25 protein-coding genes are annotated in these 23804 nt (G+C 70.9%); 9 read left to right on the top strand and 16 right to left on the bottom strand.

The features are described from left to right. The first annotated feature begins 25 nt into the window (after nucleotides 1-25). Both ABZ342_RS04830 and ABZ342_RS04825 read left to right on the top strand, forming a co-directional pair. Entirely contained in the window at nucleotides 26-2161 is a 2136-nt protein-coding gene (locus ABZ342_RS04830; protein ID WP_360468781.1) for a molybdopterin oxidoreductase family protein, read from the top strand. Nucleotides 2162-2243: 82 nt separating this feature from the next. Continuing rightward, the gene (locus tag ABZ342_RS04825) at nucleotides 2244-3221 is read left to right on the top strand and encodes a cellulase family glycosylhydrolase (RefSeq protein WP_360468779.1); all 978 of its coding nucleotides are present in this window, start codon (nucleotides 2244-2246) and stop codon (nucleotides 3219-3221) included. Here ABZ342_RS04825 and ABZ342_RS04820 read toward each other — a convergent pair whose 3' ends face one another. From ABZ342_RS04820 to ABZ342_RS04790, 7 genes are all read right to left on the bottom strand, one after another. Continuing rightward, nucleotides 3222-3878 (bottom strand): RNA methyltransferase, encoded by a 657-nt coding sequence (locus tag ABZ342_RS04820; protein ID WP_155548105.1) that lies wholly within the window; start codon nucleotides 3876-3878, stop codon nucleotides 3222-3224. It lies immediately after the preceding gene. Nucleotides 3879-3892: 14 nt separating this feature from the next. Continuing rightward, nucleotides 3893-4279, bottom strand: a complete 387-nt coding sequence (locus ABZ342_RS04815) for a DUF2784 domain-containing protein (RefSeq protein ID WP_155548106.1) — start codon at nucleotides 4277-4279, stop codon at nucleotides 3893-3895. Nucleotides 4280-4579: 300 nt separating this feature from the next. Next, complete coding sequence (locus tag ABZ342_RS04810; protein WP_155548107.1) at nucleotides 4580-5005, bottom strand: Asp23/Gls24 family envelope stress response protein; 426 nt, start codon at nucleotides 5003-5005, stop codon at nucleotides 4580-4582. A 68-nt stretch (nucleotides 5006-5073) separates the two neighbouring features. Then, nucleotides 5074-5385: a hypothetical protein gene (locus ABZ342_RS04805; protein ID WP_155548108.1), complete on the bottom strand. Its 312-nt coding sequence runs from the start codon at nucleotides 5383-5385 to the stop codon at nucleotides 5074-5076. Further along, nucleotides 5382-5738, bottom strand: a complete 357-nt coding sequence (locus tag ABZ342_RS04800) for an Asp23/Gls24 family envelope stress response protein (RefSeq protein WP_155548109.1) — start codon at nucleotides 5736-5738, stop codon at nucleotides 5382-5384. The genes ABZ342_RS04805 and ABZ342_RS04800 overlap by 4 nt, the downstream gene beginning before the upstream one ends. Continuing rightward, nucleotides 5735-6319, bottom strand: coding sequence for an Asp23/Gls24 family envelope stress response protein (locus tag ABZ342_RS04795; RefSeq protein ID WP_360468776.1), 585 nt, complete (start codon nucleotides 6317-6319; stop codon nucleotides 5735-5737). Before ABZ342_RS04795 ends, ABZ342_RS04800 begins: the two co-directional genes overlap by 4 nt. Further along, complete coding sequence (locus tag ABZ342_RS04790) at nucleotides 6310-6873, bottom strand: RNA polymerase sigma factor (protein ID WP_360468774.1); 564 nt, start codon at nucleotides 6871-6873, stop codon at nucleotides 6310-6312. Before ABZ342_RS04790 ends, ABZ342_RS04795 begins: the two co-directional genes overlap by 10 nt. Nucleotides 6874-7033: 160 nt before the next feature. Here ABZ342_RS04790 and ABZ342_RS04785 point away from each other — a divergent pair, with 160 nt between their 5' ends. Beyond that, entirely contained in the window at nucleotides 7034-7219 is a 186-nt protein-coding gene (locus ABZ342_RS04785) for a CsbD family protein (RefSeq protein WP_155548112.1), read from the top strand. A 42-nt stretch (nucleotides 7220-7261) separates the two neighbouring features. Here ABZ342_RS04785 and pyrE read toward each other — a convergent pair whose 3' ends face one another. From pyrE to ABZ342_RS04765, 4 genes are all read right to left on the bottom strand, one after another. Then, nucleotides 7262-7825, bottom strand: a complete 564-nt coding sequence (gene pyrE / locus ABZ342_RS04780; RefSeq protein WP_086671745.1) for an orotate phosphoribosyltransferase — start codon at nucleotides 7823-7825, stop codon at nucleotides 7262-7264. Between the two features lie 27 nt (nucleotides 7826-7852). Further along, complete coding sequence (locus ABZ342_RS04775) at nucleotides 7853-10300, bottom strand: FtsX-like permease family protein (protein WP_360469217.1); 2448 nt, start codon at nucleotides 10298-10300, stop codon at nucleotides 7853-7855. Then, entirely contained in the window at nucleotides 10300-11034 is a 735-nt protein-coding gene (locus tag ABZ342_RS04770; RefSeq protein ID WP_196425796.1) for an ABC transporter ATP-binding protein, read from the bottom strand. The genes ABZ342_RS04775 and ABZ342_RS04770 overlap by 1 nt, the downstream gene beginning before the upstream one ends. A 75-nt stretch (nucleotides 11035-11109) precedes the next feature. Beyond that, on the bottom strand, nucleotides 11110-11877 hold the full coding sequence (locus ABZ342_RS04765; RefSeq protein WP_360468771.1) for an SDR family oxidoreductase: 768 nt from the start codon (nucleotides 11875-11877) through the stop codon (nucleotides 11110-11112). Nucleotides 11878-11948: 71 nt separating this feature from the next. On the opposite strand from ABZ342_RS04765, the gene ABZ342_RS04760 reads away from it, so the two are divergent. Continuing rightward, nucleotides 11949-12617: a hypothetical protein gene (locus ABZ342_RS04760; RefSeq protein WP_360468769.1), complete on the top strand. Its 669-nt coding sequence runs from the start codon at nucleotides 11949-11951 to the stop codon at nucleotides 12615-12617. Here ABZ342_RS04760 and ABZ342_RS04755 read toward each other — a convergent pair. Both ABZ342_RS04755 and ABZ342_RS04750 read right to left on the bottom strand, forming a co-directional pair. Beyond that, nucleotides 12614-13378, bottom strand: coding sequence for a hypothetical protein (locus ABZ342_RS04755; RefSeq protein WP_360468767.1), 765 nt, complete (start codon nucleotides 13376-13378; stop codon nucleotides 12614-12616). The genes ABZ342_RS04760 and ABZ342_RS04755 overlap by 4 nt on opposite strands. Before the next feature lie 100 nt (nucleotides 13379-13478). Beyond that, entirely contained in the window at nucleotides 13479-13913 is a 435-nt protein-coding gene (locus ABZ342_RS04750; protein ID WP_360468765.1) for a MarR family winged helix-turn-helix transcriptional regulator, read from the bottom strand. 56 nt (nucleotides 13914-13969) lie between these two features. Between ABZ342_RS04750 and ABZ342_RS04745 the strand changes: the two genes are divergently transcribed. Beyond that, the gene (locus ABZ342_RS04745) at nucleotides 13970-14650 is read left to right on the top strand and encodes an SDR family NAD(P)-dependent oxidoreductase (protein WP_360468763.1); all 681 of its coding nucleotides are present in this window, start codon (nucleotides 13970-13972) and stop codon (nucleotides 14648-14650) included. Between the two features lies 1 nt (nucleotide 14651). On the opposite strand, the gene clpB is transcribed toward ABZ342_RS04745, so the two are convergent. From clpB to ABZ342_RS04730, 3 genes are all read right to left on the bottom strand, one after another. Next, entirely contained in the window at nucleotides 14652-17246 is a 2595-nt protein-coding gene (gene clpB / locus ABZ342_RS04740; protein ID WP_360468761.1) for an ATP-dependent chaperone ClpB, read from the bottom strand. A 97-nt stretch (nucleotides 17247-17343) separates the two neighbouring features. Next, nucleotides 17344-18531, bottom strand: coding sequence for an MFS transporter (locus ABZ342_RS04735; protein WP_360468759.1), 1188 nt, complete (start codon nucleotides 18529-18531; stop codon nucleotides 17344-17346). Between the two features lie 99 nt (nucleotides 18532-18630). Next, on the bottom strand, nucleotides 18631-19116 hold the full coding sequence (locus tag ABZ342_RS04730) for a MarR family winged helix-turn-helix transcriptional regulator (protein WP_360468757.1): 486 nt from the start codon (nucleotides 19114-19116) through the stop codon (nucleotides 18631-18633). 280 nt (nucleotides 19117-19396) lie between these two features. Between ABZ342_RS04730 and ABZ342_RS04725 the strand changes: the two genes are divergently transcribed. The 4 genes from ABZ342_RS04725 to ABZ342_RS04710 all read left to right on the top strand — a co-directional run bounded on the left by ABZ342_RS04725 (nucleotide 19397) and on the right by ABZ342_RS04710 (nucleotide 23678). Beyond that, a complete protein-coding gene (locus ABZ342_RS04725; protein ID WP_196425797.1) occupies nucleotides 19397-20572 on the top strand; it encodes a globin domain-containing protein in 1176 nt (391 codons plus the stop codon). 281 nt (nucleotides 20573-20853) lie between these two features. Then, nucleotides 20854-22029, top strand: a complete 1176-nt coding sequence (locus tag ABZ342_RS04720) for a globin domain-containing protein (RefSeq protein WP_155548119.1) — start codon at nucleotides 20854-20856, stop codon at nucleotides 22027-22029. 37 nt (nucleotides 22030-22066) lie between these two features. Continuing rightward, the gene (locus ABZ342_RS04715) at nucleotides 22067-22783 is read left to right on the top strand and encodes a dienelactone hydrolase family protein (protein WP_155548120.1); all 717 of its coding nucleotides are present in this window, start codon (nucleotides 22067-22069) and stop codon (nucleotides 22781-22783) included. 145 nt (nucleotides 22784-22928) lie between these two features. Beyond that, nucleotides 22929-23678 (top strand): lytic polysaccharide monooxygenase, encoded by a 750-nt coding sequence (locus ABZ342_RS04710; protein ID WP_360468754.1) that lies wholly within the window; start codon nucleotides 22929-22931, stop codon nucleotides 23676-23678. Nucleotides 23679-23804 lie beyond the last annotated feature (126 nt).

Here is a 23804-nt window from a genome sequence, read left to right as displayed (position 1 = left end):
GACCCCGACGGCCTGCGAGGTACTCATGACCACGGCACACGTCACCTGCCCGCTGTGCGAGGCCACCTGCGGCCTCGAGGTCACGCTCGACGAGAACCAGCAGGTCACCCGGGTCACCGGCGACGACAACGACGTCTTCTCGAAGGGCTACATCTGCCCGAAGGGCGCGTCGCTCGGGGCGCTGCACCACGACCCCGACCGGCTGACCGCGCCCCTGCTCAAGCGCGACGGCGAGTTCGTCGAAGTCAGCTGGCAGGAGGCCTACGACGAGATCGACCGCCGCCTCCCGCCGATCCTCGAGGAGCACGGCCGGGACGCCGTCGCCGTCTACGCGGGCAACCCCGGCGTGCACAACATCGCGCTCACGCTCTACGGCCGCGTGCTCTACAAAGCGTTGGGCACCAGGAACTTCTACAGCGCTACTTCGGTCGACCAGATGCCGAAGCACTACTCGTCCGGCACGATGTTCGGCGACCCGCTCGCCATCCCCGTGCCCGACCTCGACCGCGCGCGGCACCTGCTGATCCTCGGCGCCAACCCGCTCGTCTCCAACGGCAGCCTGATGACCGCGCCGGACATCCGCGGGCGGCTGCGCGGGATCCGCGAGCGCGGCGGCAAGATCGTCGTCGTCGACCCGCGCCGCACGCGCACCGCGCAGTTCGCCGACGAGCACCACGCCATCCGGCCCGGCACCGACGCGCTGCTGCTGTTCGCGCTGGTCAACGTCCTGTTCGCGGAAAATCGCGTGGCACCCGGCCGGCTCGCGGAGCACCTCAACGGCCTCGACGACGTCCGCGAGCTGGCCCGGCCGTTCACCCCGGAAGCCGTCGCCTCGCGCACCGGCATCGACGCCGCCGACATCCGCCGGATGGCGCTCGAACTGGCCACCGAGAACGCCGTCGTCTACGGCCGGATCGGCACCACGACCCAGACGTTCGGCACGGTCGCGAGCTGGCTGGTGGACGTCCTCAACGTGCTCACCGGCAACCTCGACGAGCCCGGCGGCGCGATGTTCCCGCTGGCCGCGTGCCAGCCGACCGGGAACCGGCGGCCGTTCGCCGTCGGGCGGTGGCACAGCCGCGTGCGCGGCTACCCCGAGGTCGTCGGCGAACTGCCGGTCGCGACGCTGGCCGACGAGATCGAAACCCCGGGCGACGGCCAGGTCCGCGCGCTGATCACCGTCAGCGGCAACCCCTGCCTGAGCACGCCCAACGCGGGCCGCCTCGCCGAAGCCCTGAAGAAGCTCGACTTCATGATCTCCGTCGACGTCTACCTGAACGAGACGTCACGCCAGGCCGACGTCATCCTGCCCGGCCCGTCGCCGCTCGAACGCCCGCACTTCGACCTGGCCTTCTACCAGCTGTCGGTGCGCAACGTCGCCAACTGGACGCCGGCGACGCTGCCGTCGAAGCTCCCGCAGGAGTGGGAGACGATGCTGCGGCTCACCGGCATCGTCACCGGTCAGGGCCCCGAAGCGGACGTCGCGGCGCTCGACGACTTCGTCGCCGCCGAAACCGCGCGCCGGAACAAGCTCGACGTCACCGGTGAGCGCACCGGGCCCGCGCGGCTGGTCGACCTCCTGCTGCGCGCCGGGCCGTACGACGTCACGCTCGCCGACCTCGAAGCCGCGCCGCACGGGGTGGACTTCGGGCCGCTGAAGCCGCGGATCCCCGAGGTGCTGTGCACGGCGTCCGGCCGGATCGAGCTGGCCCCGCCGGAGGTCGTCGCCGACGTCCCGCGGCTGCGTGACGAGCTGGCGAAGCCGGCCGACGAGGGCCTCCTGCTGATCGGACGGCGGCACCTCAGCTCGAACAACTCGTGGATGCACAACCTGAAACCGCTGATCCGCGGCGGCAACCGCTGCACGGTCCTGGTCCACCCGGCCGACGCCGCCCGCCTCGGCCTCACCGACGGCTCGCTGGCGTCGGTGACCTCGCGCGCGGGCAAGCTCGAAGTCCCGGTCGAGGTGACGGACGAGGTCCGGCCGGGCGTCGTCAGCATCCCGCACGGCTGGGGCCACGACGTCGACGGCTCGCGGACGCGGGTGGCGCGTGCGAACCCCGGCGTCAACTCGAACCTGGTCGCGGACGAGACACTGCTGGACGTTCCGTCCGGAACGTCGGTGTTGAACGGCATCCCGGTCGAGGTCGCACCCGTCTGACGCTTGACACCGGCGACGGTCCGAGAGGATTCTCGGCCAGGCATGTTGACGTCAACATCGATCATCGGACATCGGAGTTCGCATGACCTGCCTTCGTCGCTGCCTGCGTGTCCTCCTGCTCGCCGTGCTCACCGCGCCCCTGCTCACGGTCCCGCCGGCGTCCGCCGCGACGAACGCCTTCCGCGGCGTGAACTGGGCCGACGCCCGCGACAACTACGTGGACGGCTGGGTCATCCCGACCGGTCTCACCGCCGGTGACAGCTACGACGTCGTCCGCACCAAGGCGGACGGCATCATCACCGGCTTCCAGCAGCAGCTCGGCGCGAACACCGTGCGGCTGCCGATCAACCCGCAGAGCGTGAATTCGGACTGGTGGGCGCGGTACAAGGGCGCCGCCGACTCCGCGTTGGCCCACGGCATGAAGGTCATCTTCGGGTACTGGGAAGCGAACAAGGACGGGTTCGTCGACGACGTCACCGCGTGGAACACCATGTGGGACAAGGTCACCGGCGACTACGGCGGCAACGGGAACGTCTACTTCGAGCCGATGAACGAGCCGTTCGGCTACAGCCTGAACTCCTGGGTGTCGCTCTGCTCGACCTGGCTGTCCCGGCACTCGGCCATCCCGCGCGGCCGGGTGCTGATCAGCGGCACCGGCTACAACGACAACGTCACCGGCGTCGGCGCGGCGAGCGCGTTGAGCGGAACGCTGCTGTCCCTGCACTTCTACGGCTTCTGGGCCTCGGACACGACCCGCTCGGCGTGGACCGCGAACCTGAGCAACCGGCTCGGGTCGTACTCCTCGCGCACGGTCATCGACGAGGCCGGCGCCCCGATGACGACCGGCCTGGACTACTCCGCGGGCCACCAGGACGGCAACACCTTCACCGCGTACTTCGCCGCCACCACCGACCTGGCGAGGTCACGGCAGCTGGGCGTCGTCTACTGGCCCGGCCTGCGCTCGGGGGACACCTACTCGATCACGCGGCAGAGCGGCAGCGGGCTGGCCACGAACAACGCGTCCGGCGTAGTGCAGCTGCGCTGGGGATGGGGGCTCTGACTACCAGGCCGTCGACAGGTCGGCGTGCTGCCGGACCCAGGCGTGCATGACGATCCCGGCCGCGACGCCCGCGTTGATCGAGCGCGTCGTCCCGAACTGGGCGATCGACACCACCAGGGACGCCGCTTCCTGCGTGCCCTCGGACAAGCCCGGACCCTCCTGGCCGAACACCAGCACGCACTCGCGCGGCAGCGACGCCGTCTCCACCGGCTCGGACCCCGGGGTGTTGTCGACCGCCACCACCGCCAAGCCGTGCTCGGCCGCGAACGAGACCAGCCCGGAGACGTCGTCGTGGTGGCGGAGGTGCTGGTAGCGGTCGGTCACCATCGCGCCGCGGCGGTTCCAGCGGCGGCGGCCGACGATGTGGACCTCCGCCGCCGCGAAGGCGTTCGCCGTGCGGACCACGGTGCCGATGTTGTGGTCGTGCTGGAAGTTCTCGATCGCGACGTGGAAGGGGTGCCGCCGGCGGTCCACATCGGACACGATCGCCTCACGGCGCCAGTAGCGGTAGGCGTCGACGACGTTGCGGCGATCGCCGTCGCGCAGCAGGTCGGGGTCGTACCGCTCGTCCGTGGGCCAGTCACCCGGCCACGGGCCGACGCCGACCTCTTCGCGGCTCACCCACTCGGTGGGTCCGGCGTCGGGGGAGGTGCTCACCCCCCGATTGTCGCCTAGCCCAGGCGCACCTGGTGCGTCCGGGCGTCCTCCGCGTGGTGACGCCAGCGGTGGTAGACGCCGACGTAGGAGTAGATGACCACCGAGATCGCGACGACACCGATGGCCGGCAGCCACGACTGGGGGAACACCGTGCCGTAGAGGTAGTAGGCGTTGAACCCGCCGGGCAGGTCACCGAGACCCTGCTGGTGGCGGAAGAAGTTCTCCAGCGCGGTGAACGGGCACGGCACCGGGGCGACGTTGACCAGGATTCCCCAGGCGACGGCGAGCATGTGCACGAAGATCAGCTTTGGCCAGCGCCAGGCGACAAATCCGCCGAAACCGATCAGAAGCAAGGCCAAAAGGTGTACCGCGACAGTCACATCCGCCAGGAACTTCGCCACCACACGCCCCCTTCACCGTCCCCCTACCAGCGACTTTACTCCGCTGATCGAGTTCGGCCGCCCCTGAGAATGCCCCGGCGTGTGATGTTTAACCCACCGGAGCAACCCGTTCACCTGGGCGGTGACGGAGGCGTTACACCCGGTGGGAATTCCGGTGGGCGTTTCGCCGGGTATTTCGTGGGCTCCTCGTGCGGGTACTGCTCGGGCGGTTTCTTCCACGGCGGCGCGTGCCCCGGCCGCTCCGGTGGCTCGTCGGGCTTCGACGGCTCGTCCATGCTCCCGACGGTACGCCGGGCGGGGTCAGCGCACCCGATCACTCGGCGCGGGCTCGTCGTCGCCGGGCAGGTGGACGTCGCTGACGTTGATGTTGACCTCGACGACCTGCAGCCCGGTCATCTGCTCGATCGAGGTGACGACGTTGCGGCGCACCGACCGCGCGAGGTCGGCGATGGCGACGCCGTACTCGACGAGGATCTGCAGGTCGACGGCCGCCTGCTTCTCCCCGACCTCGACCGAGACGCCTTGGCCGGCGCTGGCCGACGCGCCCGGGATGCGGTCGCGCAGCGAGCCGAACGCCCGCGCCGCGCCACCCCCGAGGTCGTGCACGCCGCTGACCTCGCGCGCGGCGAGGCCGGCGATCTTCCGCACCACGGTGTCGGCGATCGTGGTCGTGCCCTGCTTCGTGACGAGGACGTCGGTCACGGTGTCTTCGGCGGTCACGGTCATGGAGTTCCTCCCTGAATGTCCTGAGCCCCAGGCTCTTCGTCGCCAAGGACCCGCGGGACGGGAAGGGATCACTGTGACGTGGGTCTCGCGAACGCCGCGCCGTCGAGGTCGGTGACCACCAGCCGCAGCCGCGCGTCCGCCCACTCCGTGCCCGCCAGGATCGGCCGCACCGCCGCCGCGGCCTGGTCGAGCAGCGGCGGAATCGGCAGCCGCGTCGCGATCAGGCGGATCTGGACGACCTCCGCCGACAGGTCGACCGCCAGGCCGGCCCAGTCGACCGGCAGCCACGTCGTCTCGGGGGAAACCGGGGTCGCCGGCCGGAGGCCGTCCACCGCCGCGAGGGCGCCGACGATCTTCTCGACGGCTTCGGACCCGGTCACCGGCCCTCGATGTCCATGATGGACACCGAAACCCGGTCGACGACCAAGCCGGTCTGCTCGGTCACGAACCGCCCGACCGCGCGCTGGACGGCCCGGCCCACCGCCGCGGCCTGGTCGGCCGAGGCCGTGACCAGGTCGATCTCGACGCTCACCCGGCCGTCCGCCGTGCGGACCCGGACGCCGTCGGCCGGCGCCGGGTCGAGGCCCTTCCAGCGCTGGCGGGCGGCCCGCGTCCACGCCGTCACCAGGCCGCGCAGGCCCGGTTCGAGCCGCACCACGCCCGGCGTCCCGATCGCCGCCCTGGCCGCCACGCTGGCGATCACCGGATCGGCGATGACGTAGTCCACGCTCATTCCCCTGGCTCCCCGGCAGTGTCTTCCTCGACAGTGACTTCCTCGAAGATGTCGTCGACCAGCAGGTCGAGCTTCGCCAGCGTCAGCCCCACGCGGGCCGCGGCCGCCGTCGTCACCCGCTCCCGCACCAGCGCCAACGCTTCACCGCCGGTGACGTTCCGCAGACTCACCGCGAGGGTGAGTTCGACCTCCACGACGCCGTTCTCGGCGGTTCGCACCCGGCAGCGTCGCGCCCGGACGCCGCCGACCGTGTCCGCCGCGTACCGCAGCACCGCGGCCACGGCCTGTTCGCTGATCTCGACGACCCCCGGTTCCGGGGTCGGCAGCGCCACCATCGAGCCGCGCCGCACCTCGGCCCGCACCGCCGACATGATCCGGCCGAACAGGGCGGGCGGCAGGTCGTCGTCGGCCACCAGTTCCGCGGTGGCCTCGCGCAGGGCCAGCAGGCTTTCGCGCGCGGCCCGGCAGTGCGGGCAGGTCAGCTCGTGCTCGTCGGCCTGCCCGGCGCCGACCGCGTCGAGCCGCTCCCACACCTGCTCGACATCGCGTTCGCAGGGTAGTTCGTAGTCCGTCATCGCCATGGCTTCATCACCTCCGCCAGCTGGGCCCGGGCCCGCGCGATCCGGCCGCGGACCGCGGTCGCGTTCGCGCCGACGACTTCGCCGATTTCGTCGTAGGACCGGCCGTGCACTTCGCGCAGCAGCCAGCACGCTCTCTGTTCCGGCGTCAGCTGCGCCAGCGCCGCGTTCAACGCCGCGAGCTGGCCGCTGACCTGGGCGGCCCGCTCCGGCTGGAGGTCCACCCGTGGCGACTCGGCGGTGTCCAGGTCGACGTCCGCCTGGGGCTTGCGCGCCCGGATCGCGTTGAGGCAGCGGTTCGTCGTGGCCCGGTAGAGCCAGCCGACGAACGCCGCGTCCTCGCCGAGCTGGTCGAGCTTGCGCCAGGCGTTGAGGAACACCTCCTGCACGACATCTTCCGCGTCGCCGCGGTGGGCGAGCATCTTGACGGCGAGCCGGAACATCGGCCCCTGGTAGCGCAGCACGAGCTGCTCGTACGCCTGGACATCGCCGTCCTTCGCGCGCCCGACAAGGGTCACGTCGTCGAGCGGCGTCACCGGCTCCGCGCTGGTCGTCACGGCACCTCCTCTCCCAGAAGACACCGGCGGGCGGAAAACGTCACGCGTCGATTGTCGGTGACCCGAGTCACCCGGGCGAGTCCGTGACGATCACGCGCCTCGGTGGTCTTCACGGCACCAAGGCATCCCACCGGGGTGCCGCCGAACCGGGAGGTGCCCCATGTCGCTGGGCGACAAGATCAGCAACAAGGCCGAGGAGCTGGGCGGCAAGGCCAAGGAGGCGGCCGGGTCCGCCACCGGCGACGAGCAGCTGCAGGCCGAGGGTCAGGCCGACCAGGCGAAGGCCGGGCTGAAGGGTGCGGTCGAGAACGTGAAGGACGCCGCGAAGGACCTCTTCAAGAAGTGAGCCCGGAGCCGGGGACCGCCGCGGCGGTCCCCGGCCGGCCGGTCAGTCCAGGCCGAGGTCGTCCTTGCCGAGGACGTACCGGTACTCGAGGCCTTCCTTTTCGATGGCCTCGCGCGCGCCGGTGTCGCGGTCGACGACCGTCACGACGCCGATCACGTTCGCGCCCGCTTCCCGCAGGGCCGCGACCGCCTCGAGCACGCTGCCGCCGGTCGTGGAGGTGTCCTCCACCGCCAGCACGCGCTGCCCCCGGACCTCCATGCCCTCGATGCGGCGCTGCATGCCGTGTTCCTTGACGGACTTCCGGACGACGAACGCGTCGAGCACGACCCCGTCGGTCGCCGCGGAGTGCAGCATCGCCAGCGCGACCGGGTCGGCACCGAGCGTCAGCCCGCCCGCGGCGACGTAGTCCCAGTCCGCGGTGAGCTGGCGCAGCAGCTTGCCGATCAGCGGCGCGGCCGCGTGGTGCAGCGTCGCGCGCCGGAGGTCGATGTAGTAGTCGGCTTCCTTGCCGGACGCCAGGGTCACTTTTCCGTGCACCACGGAAAGATCGGTGACCAGCCTGGCCAGTTCGAGTTTCGCCGCTTGATCCAACCCGGGGTTCGCCACGGCCGAGAGTCTTACACACGACCGTTCTCACTCACCGATGGATGTGGCGTCGACCGCACGCCCGCGCGTCGCCGCCCAGGCCGGGACGAGGATCGCGACGAGCGAGAGGACCACGGCGATCGCCAGCACCACCAGGTAGATCGCCAGTGGACCGGACGGCAGCACCGATCCGCTCACCACCAGGCAGAACGGCACGATCGAGCCCGCCGCGACGAGCGTCCCGAGCAGGACCGCGATGGTCGCGATCAGCCCGCCTTCGACGCCGGCCATCCGCAGCACCTGGCCGCGGGTGAACCCGCTGAGCCGCTGCAGCCCGAACTCCCGGCGCCGCTTGGCCGTCGCCATCACGAGCGTGTTCACGACCGAAATCACGGTGTACGCGATGATCATCCCGACGAGCAGGTAGTTGACCCACGCGCCGATCTCGTTGCCCTTCGCGTGCGCCGCGATGAGCGCGTCCCGGTCGCCGACAGCCACCGGCAACCCGGCTGTCGCCTCGCGAAGCCGCGAAGTCAGCGTCGCCGTGTCGACACCTTCGCCCGCCCGCACCAGCAGCTGCGGCGCGAGCCCGAGCGTCGTGTGCGGAGCCAGCAGTGACGCCGGCAGCACGAGCCGTTCGAACCCGGCGCGCTGGCTCACCACGGCGGCCACCCGCACGTCCACCCGCGCGCCGTCGCCGAGCCGCAGCGACAGCGTGTCGCCGACGTGGCGGCCGAGCTTCTCCGGTACCTCGACGGCGTTCCCGGTCAGCTCGCTGACGCCGAGCGCGGGCCAGCCGTCGTCACCGGACGTCGAATCGAACGGCTTTTCGACGAACACCGTGCTGGTGACGTACTCCGACGCACTGGCGACGCCCGGGACCGCGGCGACCCGGCCGAGCACCGACGGGTCCAGCCCGCCCGGCCCGGCGACGACCGCGTCCGCCCGCAGGTCCTCGGTGTACGCCTGGTTCGAGACGGCTTCCTGGGTGGTCTGCAGGTAGATGTTGGCGGTCGCGATGCCGACCGCGAGCATGATCGGGGTGACCGCGCCCGCCGTCCGGACCGCGCCGACGCGGGTGTTGAGCAGCGCGACCCGGCCGGTGACGCCGCTGAGGGCCCGGACCGGCCAGCTCAGCAGCATCGCCGTCACCTTGGTGACGCCGGGGCTGATCGCCGCGAGCCCGAACGCCCACAGCATCACCGCGGGGCCGGCCGTACTGGCCGCGACCGGGCCGGTCATCACGGCGACCGTGACGATGGCCAGCGCCGTCCCGCCCGCGAAGCACAGGATCGCGGTGATCACCCGGATCGGCGTCAGCCAGCGCCGTTCGACCAAAGCTTCCGCCAGTGCCTCGGTCGGCCGGACCTTCGACGCACGACGGCCGGCGACGAAGGACGCGGCGATGACGGCCAGCAGCGACGCGCCCGCGGCGACCGTCGCCGGGAGCCAGCCCTGCTCGTACTCCAGCACGTCCGGCACGACGTGGTGGGCCGCGAGCTCGCCGAACAGCCAGTTCCCGAGCACCGGGCCGAGCACGACCGCGACGGCGACCGCCAGGACGCCGACGACCAGCGCCTCGCCGAGCACCATCCGCCGCAGCTGGCGCGGGGTCGTGCCGATCGCCCGCAGCAGCGCGAGTTCGCGCAGGCGCTGCTGCGTCGACAACGTGAGCGTGCCCGCGACGACGAACACCATGACCATCGCCGACAGCCCGCCCGAGACGGCGGCCAGCACGATCAGGTTCTCGCCGCTCTTGGTCACCTCGGGGAACTCCAGGGCACCGCGGTCGGCGCCGGTCGTCACGACCCCGGCGTCCCCGACCACCGCCGACACCGCGGCGACGTCACCGCCGAAGACGCCGATCGCGTCGAACTGCCCAGGGTGTCCCGAGAGCTTTTCCGCGTCCGAAGCCGCGAAGAACAGCGCCGAGTCCCGCATGGACCGGGGCGCCTTCGCGACGCCGGACACGCGGTACTGAGCGATGGTGCCGTGCGCCGCGACGGGCAGAGTGGTTCCGGCGGCGATCCCCATGTCGGCGTCAACAACCACTTCACCCGGCTTCGGCGCTTCGCCCGTCAACGCGTACGGCGTCAAGGCGGCGGAATCCCACGCGTGCCCGAGCGCGCTCGCCGTGCCGAGCTGCACCGGGAAGCTGACTTCGCCGACGACGTTCGTGACGCCGGGGACCGCGCGCAGGCGGCCGGCCAAAGCCGCGTCGACGCGGACGCGCTCGGGCAGGGTCGCGTTCTTGACCTTGTGCTTGTCCTCGGGGTCCAGGGTCGCCGGGTCCTCTTCGGGCACCGCAAGCGTTTGCTGCCCGCCGACGACGATCGGCGCCGCGGCCAGCCGCTGCACCGGCGTCTCGGACCGGATGCCGGTCTCCATCAGGCCACCGCACGCCGAGACGATCAGCGCGCCGAAGAACACGGCGACGAACGTCGCCAGGAAGCCGCCCTTGCGCAGGCGCAGCGTCCGCATCGCGAGCTTGAACATCACGCCGTCACCCGGTCCCACGCCCCGAGGTGGGTCATCCGCTCGGCGACGGCTTCCGCGGTCGGCCGTGCGAGCCGCCCGGCGATCCGGCCGTCGGCCAGGAACACGACCTCGTCGGCGTAGGAGGCGGCGACGGGGTCGTGCGTCACCATGATCACCGTCTGGCCCGACGTCCGGACGGAGTCGCGCAGCAGGCCGAGCACGTCGGCGGCGGTGCGGGTGTCGAGCGCGCCGGTCGGCTCGTCGGCGAACAGCACGGCCGGGTCGGTGACCAGGGCCCGCGCGATCGCGACGCGCTGCTGCTGCCCGCCGGAGAGCTGCCCGGGCAGGTGCTTGCGACGCCCGTCGAGCCCGACGTGCGAGAGGATCCGCGCCACGAGCCGCTTGTCCGGGCGCTTCCCGGCCAGCTGCAGCGGCAGCACGACGTTCTGCTCGACGGTGAGCGCCGAGAGCAGGTTGAACGCCTGGAAGACGAACCCGACGCGGTCGCGGCGCAGCTTCGTCAGGTATGTCTCGCTCTTGCCGTCGAGGTCCTGGCCGTCGAGCACGACGCGGCCCGACGTCGGCCGGTCGAGCCCGGCCGCGCAGTGCAGGAACGTGCTCTTGCCCGACCCGGACGGGCCCATCACCGCGGTGAAGCCGCCGCGCGGGAACGAGATCGAGACCCCGTCCAGCGCGACCACGCCGTCGTACTCCTTGCGCACGGCCTCGAGCCGCACCGCCTCATTCGTCATGCCGAGAACGCTAGGGAGACAGCCCTTCGATCACCCTGGTGCGCACGTGCGTCTTGGGGGTGGGGACAGCCCTACTCAGGTGCGGCCCTTGCCGCCGAAGCCGCCGCTGATCCGGCGCAGCACCGCGCGTGGCAGCAGCCCGCCGATCGCGACGACGGCCTTGTACTGCAGGCTCGGCACCGAGATCACCTTGCCGCGGCGCAGGTCCGCGAGTGCTTCGCCGACCACCTGTTCGACACCCAGCCAGGCGATTTTCGGGCCCGGCTTGCCGATGCCGGCCCGCTGGTGGAACTCGGTCGCGGTGAACCCGGGGCAGAGCGCCATCATCCGGACGCCCTTCGGCAGCGACGCGGCGATGCCTTCGGTGAACGACGTGACCCAGTTCTTGCTGGCGGTGTACGTCGAACCGCGGCCGCTGAAGAACCCCGCGACGCTGCTGACCTGGATGATCTCGCCGTGCCCGCGCTCGATCATGCCGGGCAGCACGGCCCGGGTCAGCCTCAGCACGGCCGTGACGTTGACGTCGAGCTGGCGTTGCAGCGCGTCGGGCGGGATCGTCCAGAAGTCGCCGTTCAGCCCGAACCCGGCGTTGTTCACCAGCAGGTCGACCGGCCCGGCGGCGAGCCGCTCCTCGACCGCCGTCCGTCCGTCCACTTCGGACAGGTCGGCGGGCAGCACCTCGACGGCGACGCCGTGCTTTTCCCGCAGCTCAGCGGCATAGGCCTCCAAGCGCTTGGTGTCGCGCGCGACGAGGACCAGGTCGTACTTCTCGGCGGCGAGCGTGCGCGCGAACTGCGCGCCGATGCCCGCGGTGGCACCGGTTATAAGAGCGGTGGTGGTCATGTGAGTGAACGATACCCACAGGTCAGGGCCTCCGGATGCAGTCTTTTGGGCCCCGGGCTATCGTCCCGCCCATGGGTAAGCACAGCAGGCGCAAGAGCGGCTACCTGCCCAGGGTCGCCGCCGGCGCGGCACCCGTGGCTCTCCTGTTCGCGGCCCCCGCGGTGGCACTCGCGGCCCCGGCCGAACTGACCCTGCCGATCGACCACCGGCACACCACGACGCTCGACAACGACGGCGACACGCTCTCCGCGAGCCGTCGCGACGTCGTCGTCAAACAGCTCGGGGACGCCCGGCTCGCGTCCGACCTCACGGAGGCCGTCGCCACCCGCGGCGACCGCGCGGGCGCCCTCGAGCGGGGACACCAGGGCGTCTGGCTCGCCAAGGGTGTCGACGTCCTGAGCGAGAACGCGGAGCAGCTCGACGCCGGGCTGTTCACGGGCGACCTCACCGGCGGGATCGCCGCGCGCCGGTCGTCCGGGCAAGCCGTCGACCTCGGGCAGCTGGGCGCGGTCGGCACGACGTCCGAGGTGCACGCCGTCGGCAGCTTCGCCGGCGACCTCGACGTGGGTCAGGCGCACGAGCTGGGCGGCCAGCTGAGCCCGGCCTCCGGCCTGGTCAAGACGACATCGGGCTCGTTCAGCGGCGACCTCGGAGTAGACCACGTCGTCCACGTCCAGGGCGGCACGACGTCGATGCGCGGGTCGCTCAGCGTGCTCGACCAGCCGGTGCTCGGCTTCTAGTTGTTCTGCGGGTCCGCGGGCGGCTGCTGCACCGGAATGCCGGCGGCCGGGGTCGGCGGGGTCGCCGGGGTGCCGCCGACGGACGGGATGGGCGCGCTCGCCTGGTGGCGGCCCGCGTCGTAGTCCTCGTCGAACGGGTCGACGATGTCCGCGATCTCGCCCAGATCCCGGAGCAGCCGCTCGAGCCGGGACGGGCCGGCCGTCGGGACGACGCTGGCGAGCACCCACTCGGCCTCGAGCCACGCCACGCCGACGTCGCCGCCGAGCTGGTCCGCGGCGTCGACGAGCTCCTGGGTGATCACCGCGCGGGCGCCGTCGGCGTCGTCGGCGAAGGCGTAGCGCGAGCCGATCGGGCCGAGCATCTCGGGCATGTCGGCGCGCTGGAACGGCACGCTGGACAGCCACATCTCGATCGGGATCCGGTGCTTCTTGTTGCAGCGCACGGCGACGACGACGGCCGGGATCTGCCCCTCGGACTCGATGTCGAAGATGAACACCGGACGGCGGCCGTCGGAGGTGAAGGTCGACCCCGCGACGACGTTCACGGCGGCGTCCGCGCCGAAGTAGCCGATCGCGCCGTTGGACCACTGCTGCGGCAGCCGTTCGTCCTCCTCGACGAACTGCCAGCCGCGCAACTGCGCCCAGCGCATGCGCTCGCGGTTGCGCGAGCCCTCCTTCGCCCGATCGGCAGCGAGCAGCCCGAGGCCCGCCACCAGGGCGACGGCCGCGATGACGAACCAGATCCACGCCGGAATACCCACGACGTGCAGGGTATCGCCTGCTACGCCGAAGAGATGATCGCCGGTACCCGTGTCGCCGGGCCCGTTCGGGCCAATTCCCGTTTTCGGGTCGACAAATCGCTTAACCGCGCGATTCAGTCAGGGCTGCAAGGCAGGCGAGGAACGTGGCGCGGTCGGCGGCCCCCAGCGGTTCGACCAGGTGAGCCCGCACGGCGGCGGCGTGCACCGGCCGCGCGCGGGCGACCTCCGCGCGACCGGCGTCGGTGATGAGCACTTCGACGCCGCCGTCGACGGGCCGCCGGGTGACGAGGCCCCGCTGCTCCATCCGCGACAGGTGGTGCGACAAGCGGCTGCGGTGCCAGCCCATCGAGTCGGCGAGCTGGTTCTGCCGCAACCGGCCACGCCCGTCCTCGGCAACGCGGGTGAGCACCCCGAAGTCCGGATCGGACAGTCCGGTCGCCGCGGCGACGTCTTCGACGACTCGCGCGCGCACGGTTTCGGCCGCTCGCTTCCACGCGTGCCACAGCGCCAGGTCGTCCTTGCTCAGCCGGTCCACCGGACAACTCTACGTCGGTGTTGTCATGACAACAACCTGCGGCGTACGGTGTTGTCATGACAACAGCATTGGTGACGGGCGGGAACAAGGGCATCGGCAAGGCGATCGCGGCCGGGCTCGTCCGACGGGGCTTCACCGTCTACTCGGGAGCGCGGGACGAACGACGCGGCGAAGCCGCCGCCGCGGAGATCGGCGCGCGGTTCGTGCGGCTCGACGTCCTTTCCGATGAGGACGTCGAAAACGCGGTGCGGGAGATCGGAGAGCTGGACGTCCTGGTCAACAACGCCGGGATCAACTCGGGCGGTTACGGGAAGCCCTCGGAGGAGACCGCCGAGGCGTTCCGGCTGGTCTACGAAACGAACGTGTTCGCCGTCGTCCGTGTGACGAACGCGTTCCTGCCGCTGCTGCGGCGCTCGCCCGCGGGCCGGATCGTGAACGTGACCAGCAAGCGCGGCTCGATCGGCGAAGACGGCGCTTGGGCGGGGCAGCCGTCGATGCCCTACTCGTCTTCGAAGACCGCGCTCAACGCGCTGACCGTCCACTACGCACGGGAGCTCGCGGGCACGAACATCAAGGTGAACGGGGCCGCGCCGGGCCACGTCGCCACCGACTTCAACGGCTTTCGCGGCAGCCGCACGCCCGAAGAAGGCGCCGAGGTGGCCATCCGGCTGGCCACTGTGGACGAAAACGGGCCAACCGGCGCCGTCTGGGAAGACGAGCGCCGGTTGGCCTGGTGAATCAGACGCGGGTGACGGTCAGCGAGTCCCCGGCTTCCAGCTCCGGGATGTCGACACGCACCGTGTCGCCGTCGCGGACCTCGCCGGACAGCAGCTCCTTCGCCAGCTTGTCGCCGATCGCCGACTGGACCAGCCGCCGGAGCGGGCGGGCGCCGTAGATCGGGTCGAAGCCGTTGAGCGCGAGCCACTCGCGGGCGCCGTCGGTGACCTCCAGGTTCAGCCGGCGCTGGGCCAGCCGCGCGGCCAGCCGCGCCACCTGGATGTCCACAATGGACGTCAGCTGCTCGGTGCCGAGCGAGTGGAACACGACGATGTCGTCGAGCCGGTTGAGGAACTCCGGCTTGAACTGCCGCTGCACCACGTTCAGCACCGCGTCCCGCCGCTGGCGTTCGTCGAGCGACGGGTCGGCGATCGCCTGCGAACCGAGGTTCGAGGTCAGGATCAGGATGGTGTTCCGGAAGTCGACCGTCCGGCCCTGGCCGTCGGTCAGCCGCCCGTCGTCGAGGACCTGCAGCAGCACGTCGAAGACGTCCGGGTGGGCCTTCTCCACCTCGTCGAGCAGCACCACCGAGTACGGCCGGCGCCGGACGGCCTCGGTCAGCTGGCCGCCCTGGTCGTAGCCGACGTAGCCCGGCGGGGCACCGACCAGGCGCGCCACCGAGTGCTTCTCGGCGTACTCGCTCATGTCGATGCGCTGGATCGCGCGCTCGTCGTCGAACAGGAACTCGGCCAGCGCCTTCGCCAGCTCGGTCTTGCCGACGCCGGTCGGGCCGAGGAACAGGAACGAGCCGGTCGGGCGGTCGGGGTCGGCGACGCCGGCCCGGCTGCGGCGCACCGCGTCCGCGACGACCTGCACGGCCTCCTGCTGCCCGATGACGCGCCGGCCCAGCTCCTCTTCCATCCGGAGCAGCTTGCCGGTCTCACCTTCGAGCAGCCGGCCCGCCGGGATGCCGGTCCACGCGGCCACGACGTCGGCGACGTCGTCCGCGCCGACCTCTTCCTTGAGCATCACGTTCTGCTGGCTGGCCTCGCTCGCCGCCGTGGCCGCTTCGAACTCCTTCTCCAGCGCCGGGATCCGGCCGTAGCGCAGCTCGGCGGCCTTGCCCAGGTCGCCGTCACGCTCGGCGCGTTCGGACTCGCCGCGCAGCTGCTCCAGCTGCTCCTTGAGCTCGCGGACCTTCTCGATGGAGCCCTTCTCGTTCTGCCAGCGCGCGGTCAGCGCGGTCAGCGTCTCGCGCTTCTCGGCAAGCTCCGCGCGCAACGCGTTGAGCCGGTCCTTCGAAGCCGCGTCGCTTTCCTTGGCGAGCGCCATCTCCTCGATCTCGAGGCGACGGACGGCCCGCTCGACCTCGTCGATCTCCACCGGCCGCGAGTCGATCTCCATGCGCAGCTTGGACGCGGCCTCGTCGACCAGGTCGATGGCCTTGTCCGGCAGGAAGCGCGCGGTGATGTAGCGGTCGGACAGCGTCGCGGCGGCGACCAGCGCGGCGTCCGTGATCCGGACACCGTGGTGTACCTCGTAACGCTCCTTGAGCCCGCGCAGGATCGCGATCGTGTCCTCCGGCGACGGCTCGCCGACCAGCACCTGCTGGAAGCGCCGCTCCAGGGCGGCGTCCTTCTCGATGTGCTGGCGGTACTCGTCGAGCGTGGTCGCGCCGACCATCCGCAGCTCGCCGCGGGCGAGCATCGGCTTGATCATGTTGCCGGCGTCCATCGCGCCTTCACCGGTGGCACCGGCGCCGACGATGGTGTGCAGCTCGTCGATGAAGGTGACGACCTCGCCCGCGGAGTCGGTGATCTCCTTGAGCACGGCCTTCAGCCGCTCCTCGAACTCGCCGCGGAACTTCGCGCCGGCCACCATCGACCCGAGGTCGAGGGCGACGACGCGCTTGCCGCGCAGCGACTCCGGCACGTCCCCGGCGACGATGCGCTGGGCCAGCCCTTCGACGATGGCCGTCTTGCCGACGCCCGGCTCGCCGATCAGGACCGGGTTGTTCTTCGTGCGCCGCGACAGCACCTGCACGACGCGGCGGATCTCGGTGTCCCGGCCGATGACCGGGTCGAGCTCGCCGGCGCGGGCGCGCGCGGTCAGGTCGACGCCGTACTTCTCGAGCGCCTTGAACGTGCTCTCCGGGTCCTCGCTGGTGATCCGGGCGGAGCCGCGGACCTTGACGAACGCCTCGCGCAGCGCGTCCGGCGTCGCGCCGTGGCGCTTGAGCAGGTCGGCCACCTGGCCGCCTTCGGTCGCGAGCCCGACGAGCAGGTGCTCGGTCGAGACGTACTCGTCGCCCAGCTCGGTCGCCAGCTTCTGCGCGTGCGTCAGCGACTTCACGGCGAAAGTGTCGAACTGCGGGCTCGACACCGTCGCGCCGGTCGCGGACGGCAGCGCCGCGATGAGCGGCTCGAGCTCCTTGTGCACCACCCCCGGGTCGGCCCCGACCGCGGTCAGCAGCGGTGCGGTCAGCCCCTCACCCTGCGCCAGCAGGGCGCCCAGCAGATGGGCGGCCGACACGTGCGGGTTGCCGGCCATGGTGGCCGCCTGTGCCGCGGACGAGATCGCCTGCTGGGTCTTCGTGGTCGGGTTGAAAGCGTCCATCCCTCACCTCATGCTCGAATACTTCAAAAGTCCTGGTGGCAGGCCTGACCGTGACCTGACACTATCCCTAACGCACGAAAACTTGAGTCTGTTCCGCTCAACTCTGACCGGGTGCGACGGCGTCCGCCGGCAACCGCGAGCCGAGCATCCCCAGGCCGGCCACGGCAAGACCGGCGCACGCCCCGACCAGCACCCAGGGTAACCAGTCGGCGACCGAGAACAACGCCACCACGGCGGGCGCGAGGACCTGCGCCACGGTGAACGCGTACTGGTACGCAGCGAGATAACGGCCGCGGGCCACCGGAGGTGCCGCGGCCTCGGCGAGAGCACCCGAACGCGGCCCGAAGACCAGGTCACCGGCGGCGAAGATCAGCGTCGACACCAGCAAGTACGCCACCCGCCAGCCCTCGGGCACGAGCAGCACGCCGAGGCTGACCAGGCACCACGCGGCGAACAGCGCCGAGCCCGCGCGCATCGCCGTGATCCGGCTCAGGTGGGCGGTGAGCCGCAGCGCCAGCGTGCCGCCGACGCTCGTCAGCACGGTCAGCAGCGCGAGGATCGCGCCGGGCAGCCAGGCCGGGCCGTGCAGCCGGTCGAGCACGAACACCGGCGTGCCGATCAGGAAGAAGTCGAGCGAAAGCCCGAAGAGGCCACTGAAGAGGATCAAGGCGAGGTACGGGCGGTCGCGCAGCACCCGGGCCGACCGCTCGCCGTCCTGGCGGTGCGGTCGCGCCGACTGGACGAACACGGCGAGGATCGCGGCGGCCACGACGAACGTCGCGACGTCGAGGACGAGCAAGATCGGGTAGCCGCCCGCACCGAGCCACGTCAGCACCGTCCCCGCGACGAGACCACCGAGGCCGAAGCAGCCGGCCCGCACCATCCCCACCTCGGCGAACGGCCGATCCTTCGGGACGTCGCCCGCGACGTCGGCGATGAGCACGAACAGGGAGCTGTAGAACAGCTGCTGGCCGGTGGAGAGCAGGACGGCGGCGACCACGACCGGGCCCACGCCGTCGGCGAGCAGGTACGCGCCCGCGCCGGCGGCCTGCAGCAACTGTGCCCCGATGACGACGACGCGCGGCCCGACGCGGTCCACGAGACGGCCGGCCAGCGGCGGCACGAAGAGCCCGCCGACGGTTCCGAGCGTGACGGCCGTGCCCGCCACCGCGAGCGGCACGCCGACCACCTGCGTCACGTAGACCAGCGCCAAGGGGAGGACCAGACCTGAGCCGAAGTTGTCGATCCCCAGCGCGCACAGCAGTACGACCCGGCTACGCGTCACCTGACGACGTTAACCCTGTGGCGCACCGCCAAGTCAGGACCGAACGGACACTTTCCCGCGTGCAAAATGCAACTCCCGGTGTTACCGCTTGGCCAGGAGTCACTTGGTCGTGTCAGCCAGGTACGCGGCACTGCCGAGCGCGCGGCGCAGGTCGGCGTTCATCTCCGCGAGCCGGCCGATGAGGTCGGTGACGCGCTCGTCGTCCCAGCCGCCGAGCGCCGTCTCCATGAACTCGAGGTAGTTGGCCCGCCAGCGGGCGAGCTCCTCCCGGCCCTTCTCGGACACGCTCACCAGGGACGCACGGCCGTCTTCGGGCGCGGGACGGCGGTCGACCAGCCCGGCGGCGGACAGCTGCGTGATCTGCCTGCTCACCACCGACAGGTCGACGAACCGGCGCTTGGCCAGCTCGGACGGCCTGGCTTCGCCGTTCTTCGCGAGGTCGGACAGCAGCATCGCGGCCGCCGGGTGCAACCCCGGCTGGTCCTGCCAGGCCTGCATGACCCAGGCGTGCTGAAGCTGCGACGCGGTCTTCAGCTCACGCATGAGCTCGACCCGGACGTCGTCGTCGGTGTCGTCGAAGCCCATCGGACCCTCCCTGCTGCTGCACCGGGGCGCCGCCCCGGGCACCCGGAACCCCCAAGAGCTAATACTTGTGCAATACAAGTTTATTGGCAATCGCTTGCGCGAGCAAGGATCACCCCGGTGAGGTCGCCCACGCTCCGACCGGGGGTAATACACCCGGTCGGAGCAACAATGCGGGCAAAAGGGCGCCCGGCGGCTACCCTGCGGACGGACCGCGCGCGCGGTCCCGACGAGTGACCGAGGTGCAAGCAGTGGCGATGGATCCAGGAGGCGGCCCCCACCCATGACCGCCGACTCGGTCAGCCCGCTCCCGAGGTCTTCGTCGCCGCGTGAAGCCCCCGCCGCCGTCGTCGCGATGGTCGGGCTCATCCGCGACAGCTGGGCGAAGTCCGAGCCGTACATCGCGGACATCTCCCAGTTCTTCTACGGGATGCTGTTCACCCTCGCCCCGACCACGCGCGACTTCTTCCCGATCAACATGGAGATCCAGCGCGGCCGGCTGGTGCGCGCGCTGGTGCACATCGTGCAGATGGTGGACCGGCCCGACGACCTCGCGCCGTTCCTGCGCCAGCTGGGCCGCGACCACCGCAAGTTCGGCGTGGTCCCGCGGCACTACGAAGCCGTCGGCACCGCGCTGCTCGCGTCGCTCAAGAACCACCTCGGCCGCGAGTGGACACCCGAGGTCGAACGGGCCTGGGCCGAGGCGTTCACCATCGCGGCGCGGGCCATGCAGGACGCGGCCGCCTCCGACACGAACCCGCCGGCCTGGCAGGCCACCGTGGTCGAGCACCGGCGGCTGACCTGGGACCTCGCGCTGGTGCGCCTCGTGCCCGACCAGCCCGTCCCCTACCACCCCGGCCAGTACGTGAGCGTCGAAGTCCCGCAGCGGCCGCGGCTGTGGCGCTACCTCTCACCGGCGAACGCGCCGCGCGAGGACGGCGGCATCGAGTTCCACGTCCGCGCCATCGACGGCGGCTGGGTGTCCAGGGCGATAGTCAGCCACACCCAGCCCGGTGACGTCTGGCGGCTCGGCCCGCCCCTCGGCCGGATGGCGGTCGACCGCGAATCGTCGCGGGGCGTGTTGATGATCGCGGGCGGGACGGGTGTCGCGCCACTGCGGTCGATCCTCGACCACCTCGCACTGTGGGGCGAAAACCCGAAGACCTGGCTGTTCTACGGCGGCCCGGCTCGCGAGGACCTCTACGACCTCGAGGAACTGCGCTCGCTCGCGTCCGTCAACCCCTGGCTGCACGTGACGCCGGTCGTGGAGCGCGGCGGCGACGTCCCCGGCTTCGAGCAGGGCACGCTCGCCGAGGCCGTCACGCGCTACGGCGCCTGGCCCGACCACGACATCCTCGTCTCCGGCTCGCCGGCGATGATCCGCGCGACGGTGTCGCGCATGCTGGTCGCGGGCAGTGCGCTGGACCAGATCCAGTACGACCCGTTCACGATCGACTAGCACCTCCTATTTCGGTCGCACCGGTCCGGTGCACAAATCGAACGAACGACGAGAATTGTTACGCGAGTCGCGTATATCTTCGGGGTGATCGTTTTTACGTAGCGCCAGACGGGGTTTACCCGGTGTGGCGAAATTGGTCCGTTCGAGCGGACCGCGCGGAATCACGCGCATCTGCACGGGAATTCGCATACAGTCGGAAACCCTCGGGGGCGGCACCGCCACAGCGTCGCCACATGCACGGCGCAGAAAAGCCTTTGCACGACTGGAGATTACCGTTCCCGATGACTGCTGAATCCGTGAAGATCTCCGCACCGCCCAAGAACCTCCCCGTTTCCACAGTGGAAGGTCGCGAACAAGCACGGCTGATTCGTGAAAGTTTCGCGGAGATCGAACCGAAAGCCGACGAAGTCGCGCAGTACTTCTACGGCGTGTTGTTCGTGGTCGCACCGGATTGCCGCGATCTGTTCCCGGTCACCATGGCGAGCCAGCGCAGCCGGCTGCTGCGCGCGCTCGTGTACGTGGTGCAGATGGTCGACCGGCCCGACGAGCTGATCACCTTCCTCGGGCAGCTGGGCCGCGACCACCGCAAGTTCGCCGTCGTCTCCCGCCACTACGACGCCGTCGGCGTCGCGCTGCTGGCCGCGCTGAAACGGTTCCTCAAGCAGAAGTGGACGCCCGAGGTGGAGTCCGCGTGGACGACGGCGTACGGGCTCATCGCCAAGACCATGCGCGAGGCCGCGCAGGCCGAGACCGGGCCGGCGTCGTGGTCGGCGCGGGTGCTCGACCACCGCAAGCTGTCCCGCGACGTCGCGATGGTCCGGGTGCAGACCGAAGGGCTCCTGCCGTTCCGGGCCGGCAGCTACGTGAGCGTCGAGGTGCCGCAGCGGCCGCGGATGTGGCGTTACCTCTCCCCGGCGACCGCGCCGCGCGGCGACGGCCGGATGACCTTCCACGTGCGGGCGGTGCCCGGCGGCTGGGTCAGCGGCGCCATCGTCAACCACACCAAGCCGGGGGACACGTGGCGGCTCGGGCCGGCGATGGGCACGCTCAACGTGCGCCCGACCGCCACGAGGAAGCGGCTGCTGATGATCGCCGGCGGGACCGGGGTCACCCCGTTCGTCTCGATCCTCGACGATCTCGCGCACTGGAAGCGCAACCCGCCGGTGCACCTGTTCTTCGGCGGCAGAAGACCCGAGGACCTGTACGCGCTGGACGACCTCCGGCGGCTGACCGCGGTGTCGAAGTGGCTGACGGTCACCCCGGTGACCGAGGAGGGCGCGATCCCGGGCGGCGACCGCGGCACGCTCGCCCACGCGGTGACCCAGCGCGGCGGCTGGAAGGACCACGACATCCTCGTGTCCGGTTCGCCCGAGATGATCCGGGCGACGATCGCGAAGCTGCTGACCGCCGGAATCGAGCTCGAACGCATCCGCTTCGACCCGTTCACCCTGGACTGAGGACCGCTCAGCGGGCCGCCGCGCTATCTTCGCCTATATGGAGACGACTATTCCGGTTTCGGACGGAACCATCGGCGGCTACCTGGCGGAGCCCGCGGGCGAGGGACCACACCCGGGCGTGGTGCTCATCCACGACGCGTTCGGGCTGAGCCAGGACACGAAGAACATCACCGACCGCTTCGCCGCCGAGGGCTACCTCGCGCTGAGCCCCGACCTGTACTCGCGCGGCGGCTTCCGACGGTGCGTGCGCCGCGTGTTCTCGGACATGTTCGCGAACCAGGGCCGGTCGTTCGACGACATCGAGGCGTCGCGCGCGCTCCTGGCGGGCCGCGCGGACTGCTCGGGCCGGGTCGGCATCGCCGGGTTCTGCATGGGCGGCGGCTTCGCGCTCGTCGCGGCGTCGCGCGGCTTCGAGGCGTCGGCGCCGTACTACGGGCAGCTACCGAAGAACCTGTCGGTCCTCGACGACGCGTGCCCGATCGTCGGGAGCTTCGGCAAGAAGGACTTCTCGCTGCGCGGCGCGGCGGCGAAGCTCGAGACGGCGCTCACCGAGCGTCAGATCCCGCACGACGTCAAGGAGTACGAGGGGGCGAGCCACGGGTTCGCCAACAAGGTCGAGGTCGCGCCGCCGTTGAACCTGCTGCTCAAGGTCGTCGGGTTCACCTACCACCACGAGGCGTCCGAAGACGCGTGGCGCCGAGTGACGTCTTTCTTCGGCGAACACCTGCAGCAACCGGCCCGACCTTCGCACTGAGCCGAGCGGGCTAGCGTTTCTGCTGAACGGCTGTAGTTGATTGACCGTTGTGCCCGAATCGCTTTATGGTCTAGACCACGTCTTCCCCGGACGTGCTCGTTCTTCCTCCCTCCGGAACACCGCCGTTCCCCCTCGAGGAGCCGAAATGACCCTGAAGCGAAAGCTCTTCGCGGCCGCAGCCGGTGCTCTCCTCGCCCCGGTGCTGGTCGTCGTCCTCCCCGCCACCTCCGCGAGTGCCCACGGGTACATCTCCGATCCGCCCAGCCGGCAGGCCAACTGCGCGGCCGGGAAGGTCCCGAACTGCGGCCAGATCGTCTACGAACCCCAGAGCGTCGAAGGTCCCAAGGGCCTGCGCAGCTGCAACGCCGGGCTGACGCAGTTCGCCGAGCTGACCGACGAGTCGAAGCCCTGGCCGGCCAAGTCCGTCGGCACGTCGGTGACCTTCAACTGGGTGTTCACCGCCCGGCACGCCACGAAGAGCTACGACTATTACGTCGGCAACACGCTCGTGGCGTCGTTCAACGGCAACAACCAGCAGCCACCGGCGACGGTTCAGCACACGGTCAACCTGTCCGGCTATTCCGGCCGGGTGAAGGTGCTGGCGATCTGGAACATCTCCGACACGGCCAACGCGTTCTACAGCTGCGTCGACCTCCAGATCGGCGGTGGCGGAACCCCGCCGCCGACCACCACGACCCCGCCCCCGACGACGACCCGCCCGCCGACGACGACCCCGACCACGCCGCCGTCGAGTGGCACGTGGGCGGCCGGAACGGCGTACAAGGCCGGCGACGTGGTCACCTACAACGGGGTGAGCTACCGCTGCCTCCAGCCGCACACGGCGATCGCGGGCTGGGAGCCGCCGAACACGCCTGCCTTGTGGCAGCGCCAGTGAGAGTGCTGCTGGCCGTCGTCGCGCTGCTGCTCGCGAGCCCGGAAGACTTCACCGCCACCGCGAAGGTCACCGCCACCGACGCCACGAACCGTCCCGTGACCGCCACCGCCGGGGAACCGGTCGATG

Source organism: Amycolatopsis sp. NPDC005961 (assembly GCF_040629235.1).
In the GTDB taxonomy this organism is placed as follows: domain Bacteria; phylum Actinomycetota; class Actinomycetes; order Mycobacteriales; family Pseudonocardiaceae; genus Amycolatopsis; species Amycolatopsis camponoti.
Note: the sequence above shows the minus strand (reverse complement) of the source record. Positions and strands in the feature narration are given on the sequence as shown.